The following is a 3,684-nucleotide window of genomic DNA, read 5'->3' on the forward strand; positions in this document are numbered from 1 at the left end:
CCCGGTCCATCCGGGCAACCCTCGTCGCAACATCGAGGGTGAGTCGCCTCATTTTGTGGGGGGACATACAGTCTAGCCGACATCATCCCTCCGGCACCTCCGCCAGCCGCAGGCCCCGATACACACGCTCACGTTTGGCGAGGTAAATTGGGTTATCGCTGCAAGCTCCATCCCGGAAGCGGCGGATGGTGAAGCTTGGAACAACCGCAAATAGCGCTTTTGCAGCAGCTTTCGCTTCGTCCAGCGAGCCAAGCAAGGCAAGCGCGGCAGCCAGCCCAAAATGTGCGCTCACGTCATTTCGATTGGCCTCGATGCTGCGGCGGAACCAGCAGACTGCTTCGGCATCCTCGTTGATCTGCAGCTTGGCAAAGCCGGCTATCATGAACCATCGATGGCTGAAGATATCACGAGGAGACAGGCGAAGTGCTTCGTTGATATGGGTCACTGTCTCCGCTCCGCGGCCCATGTACAACTTAGCGCTGCCGGTTTGCGCGTGAGCCTCAGCCAAATTGTGATCCAGCTCCAACGCTCTCTCTAACTCAGCGATGCCCTGAGCCGCACGATTCCTGCACAATAGTGCGCAGCCTAAAATCATGTGTGCATAGGCATGGTTCGGCGCGAGGGACACCGCCTTTATTGCTGTTGCCTCGGCCACTGCGAAATGCTCGGCCGTGTCGTCATCCATGAAGCTCACCCCAAGTATCAAATCGACGCCAGCCATCCATACCATCGCTTCGACATTCCTGGGATCGAGGGTCAACGCCCTTTCAAAAATCTCGCGCGCTTGAGGTACGCCTTCAGACGTCCACCCCTTGTGCAACAAAGCTTTGCCTTGAAAATACAAGTCCATCGAATTGGGATGCGGGGATCGCTCTGATCGCCTCGCCTCTTGCTCGGTGAGCTGAGCGTCCAGCGTGTTGGCAAGGCGCGATACGATCTCGTCTTGCATGACAAAAAGATCGGCGATGGGTTTGTCAAACCGGTCTGCCCATAGATGCGCGCCGGTTTCGGCGTCCACGAGTTGAACGTTTACGCGAAGTCGATCACCGGCTCGCTGCACAGAACCTTCTAGCACGTACCGAACATTCAGTTCGCGGCCAATCCGCTTGAGATCGATCGCTTTGCCCTTGTACGTGAATGCGGTGTGTCTGCCGATAACGAACGAGCCGGAGATGCGCGACAAATCCGTGGTCAAACTCTCGGTCACGCCATCGACAAAGTAGTCCTGTCCAGGATCGTCGCTGAGGTTAGCGAAGGGCAACACAATGATGGAAAGGCGGGGCGCTGAAGGCGACGTTGCACCGTCGAATTCGCTAACGCGGTTTCGGACCTCTGTCCTTCGTGCACTGCGCCAACGAAGCGGAAGCCTTTGCGCTGCAATGTTTTGATTAGGCGCTGCTTTTCACCGTCGTCACCGACTGCTGCCCGAGCGGCATTCAGGCGGGTCGTTAACGCGGCGTCTGAGACGATGCGTCCATTCCAAACTGCGTTAATGAGATCGTCCTTGCTGACAACGCGCTCCCTGCGTTGGATCAAATAGTCGAGCAGATCGAAGACCTGCGGCGCTGTGGGGACCACGTCGGCTCCCCGCCGTAGCTCGCGCCGGTCGGTGTCGAAAGCGAAGTCCTCGAAAAAGTAGCGCAACCTACCGCTCCTTGGATGCCACGCAGACGGCTCTAGCGACAATTGCGGTTCAAAAATACGCCGCTGGCGCGCCCGAGGGAAGTCCCCTTCTGGCCCGTTGGCGAAGTGCGGTTTGGCTCAGATATGGCCTGCTAAAGGGGCGGACCGGAAGTGAAAAAGCGCCCATCAAACCGGCGCTGGTGACCCCAAGCCGTCATCGTCGGCGTGCGTTTCAGGAGGGCCCGATCCGCTAACGCTTGCGCACCAGCAAAGACCAAACAGGCGACGCACCGTCCCAGCCGCGAAGGCGCCCCGACAGCCGCACCTTCAGCCCGGCTTCCGTGATCCGCTCGACAACAAGATGCAGCGCGATCACGTCGCCCTCTGACAGCTCCACACAGCCACGCTTCCGCGACCACACCGCGCCCGGGAAGCGAAACAAGTTCGCCTTTAGCCATCGTCCGCTGCGCTCCGACAGCGGTTGTAAGTCGACCTGAGCGCCGGCCCTAGGCCGCAGCCTGACATCTGCCCGTCGCAGCCAATTCGGAATCCACGCCATGCGAATGACTAGCCGTTACTTTCCACGTTTGTCTAGGCTTTGTCCGTCTGAATGGATTCGTCGCCCGAAGCCGAGGACGCTCTTTCAATGTAGACTGGAAGTTTGCAGCCCGCGCCGATCGGCGCCTATTGGCGCGTTGCCGCCCTTCGCCGACAGGGCCGCTATGTCTGCCTTCAGGAGATAAGCCGACCCATAGACGGGTCGCTTATGGAACGGCGCGAATAGAACTCATTGCTCAACTTGAGAAGTTCCGAGCGGAGGCAGGCTATGTTTACAATTTCGCTGCCTATTCCGCCTGTCGCGTGGCCTCAGCCTTCGTGCGCGCTCTCGTGGCGATACTGACGTTGGAGCTAGAGGACATGGTGGTCCGATTGGTTTGAACCCGGCTGCGAAGCTGTTCATCGACACCATCCGCGGGGCGGGAAAGGCAATTGGCAATCCAATCACAGTAATCACGGTGCGGAAGAGTTCAGACGCAAACCTTATGAACCATTCGGCTCCTGTCCTGGTTGAAGGGACCGAGCAGGCTAACCAGCTCGCCAAGTCGATATCGACATTGCGACGTGAGCTATGTCAACGGACGTCCCTGGCTTATGGCACGATTGGGCATGAACCCAACCCGCAATAACCGTTAAACATCAGATGCAGCCGTCCAGCGCTCAATCAGGCGTAAAGCGATGCTGGCGAGCAAAATCCCGAGCAACCCGCCAACCACCTTTTCGGACGCATCCAGCAATCTAGCATGGCGATCTGGCGTCAGCTTTTGGAACAATTCCAGCACCACTGCGCTACCAAGCACGAGGCTGCACACCAGCGTCATCCGGTCCCGGTACGCGGCACAAAATGCGAAACCTAGAAACGCAAAGGCCGCTACGTGTTCAATGTTGGCCGAACTGCTCAGTTGAGGCCTGTCGTGGATTGGAGACAGACTCGCGTAGGTGATAAAGGCAAGAGAAGCCCACGCCACGGCAATTGAAATTCTATACAGCATAGTAGCGACTGACCCCGAGTTGTTGCCGCAAAATACTTAAGCGCCAACCGGATCCAGCGGCTCGCATTTGCCAGCGTGGTGGCTGCGGTTCTTCACCCTCATCCAGAACTTCTGCCGCCCGCGGCAGGGCAGTACGAAGCGCACTAGAACGCAACTTTTCGTGATTGAACCAATTAAAAGGATTTAATTTATTTAATCTAATTTAAGTTAAATAGTCGCAGTTTGAGCCCAGGGGAATACCTGATGCCCGCAAAAGAAGACGAAGACCGCCGGGAGTTCTTGAAGATGTGTGGCAGGTTTGCTGCCGTAACGCCGCCATCGATGACTCTACTCCTGTCGACGTCGTTGACGTCAACAGCCATCGCACGTTCCGGCGCCCATGACGGAGCAGGATATAGCAGCGGTGGCAGCAGTCATTCAGTCTTCGACAATGATCCACACAGCGCGACCGAGGATCACTCGACCAAGGAGCATTCATCAGCCGGCGGCGGTGGTGGGGGCTCTGGCGGGG

5 protein-coding genes are annotated in these 3,684 nt (G+C 57.6%); 1 reads left to right on the forward strand and 4 read right to left on the reverse strand.

Features of this window, described 5'->3' with window-relative positions; translation table 11 throughout:
* Positions 1-82: 82 nt before the first annotated feature.
* The 4 genes from AC0L3K_RS40355 to AC0L3K_RS40370 all read right to left on the reverse strand — a co-directional run bounded on the left by AC0L3K_RS40355 (position 83) and on the right by AC0L3K_RS40370 (position 3,173).
* Positions 83-1,207: a tetratricopeptide repeat protein gene (locus AC0L3K_RS40355; protein ID WP_473256526.1), complete on the reverse strand. Its 1,125-nt coding sequence runs from the start codon at positions 1,205-1,207 to the stop codon at positions 83-85.
* Positions 1,204-1,644 (reverse strand): winged helix-turn-helix domain-containing protein, encoded by a 441-nt coding sequence (locus AC0L3K_RS40360; protein ID WP_473256524.1) that lies wholly within the window; start codon positions 1,642-1,644, stop codon positions 1,204-1,206. The genes AC0L3K_RS40355 and AC0L3K_RS40360 overlap by 4 nt, the downstream gene beginning before the upstream one ends.
* Positions 1,645-1,873: 229 nt before the next feature.
* Complete coding sequence (locus AC0L3K_RS40365) at positions 1,874-1,999, reverse strand: hypothetical protein (protein WP_283806973.1); 126 nt, start codon at positions 1,997-1,999, stop codon at positions 1,874-1,876.
* 814 nt (positions 2,000-2,813) lie between these two features.
* On the reverse strand, positions 2,814-3,173 hold the full coding sequence (locus AC0L3K_RS40370) for a VanZ family protein (RefSeq protein WP_219684112.1): 360 nt from the start codon (positions 3,171-3,173) through the stop codon (positions 2,814-2,816).
* A 243-nt stretch (positions 3,174-3,416) separates the two neighbouring features.
* On the opposite strand from AC0L3K_RS40370, the gene AC0L3K_RS40375 reads away from it, so the two are divergent.
* On the forward strand, positions 3,417-3,684 hold a 268-nt coding region (locus AC0L3K_RS40375), incomplete at its 3' end, for a hypothetical protein (protein WP_473368180.1).

This window comes from Bradyrhizobium sp. MI1.10, assembly GCF_055811035.1.

What these genes read in the sequence shown, in the direction of transcription:
- AC0L3K_RS40370 (WP_219684112.1), bottom strand. Translation starts at nt 3,173, where the DNA reads ATGCTGTATAGAATTTCAATTGCCGTGGCGTGGGCTTCTCTTGCCTTT.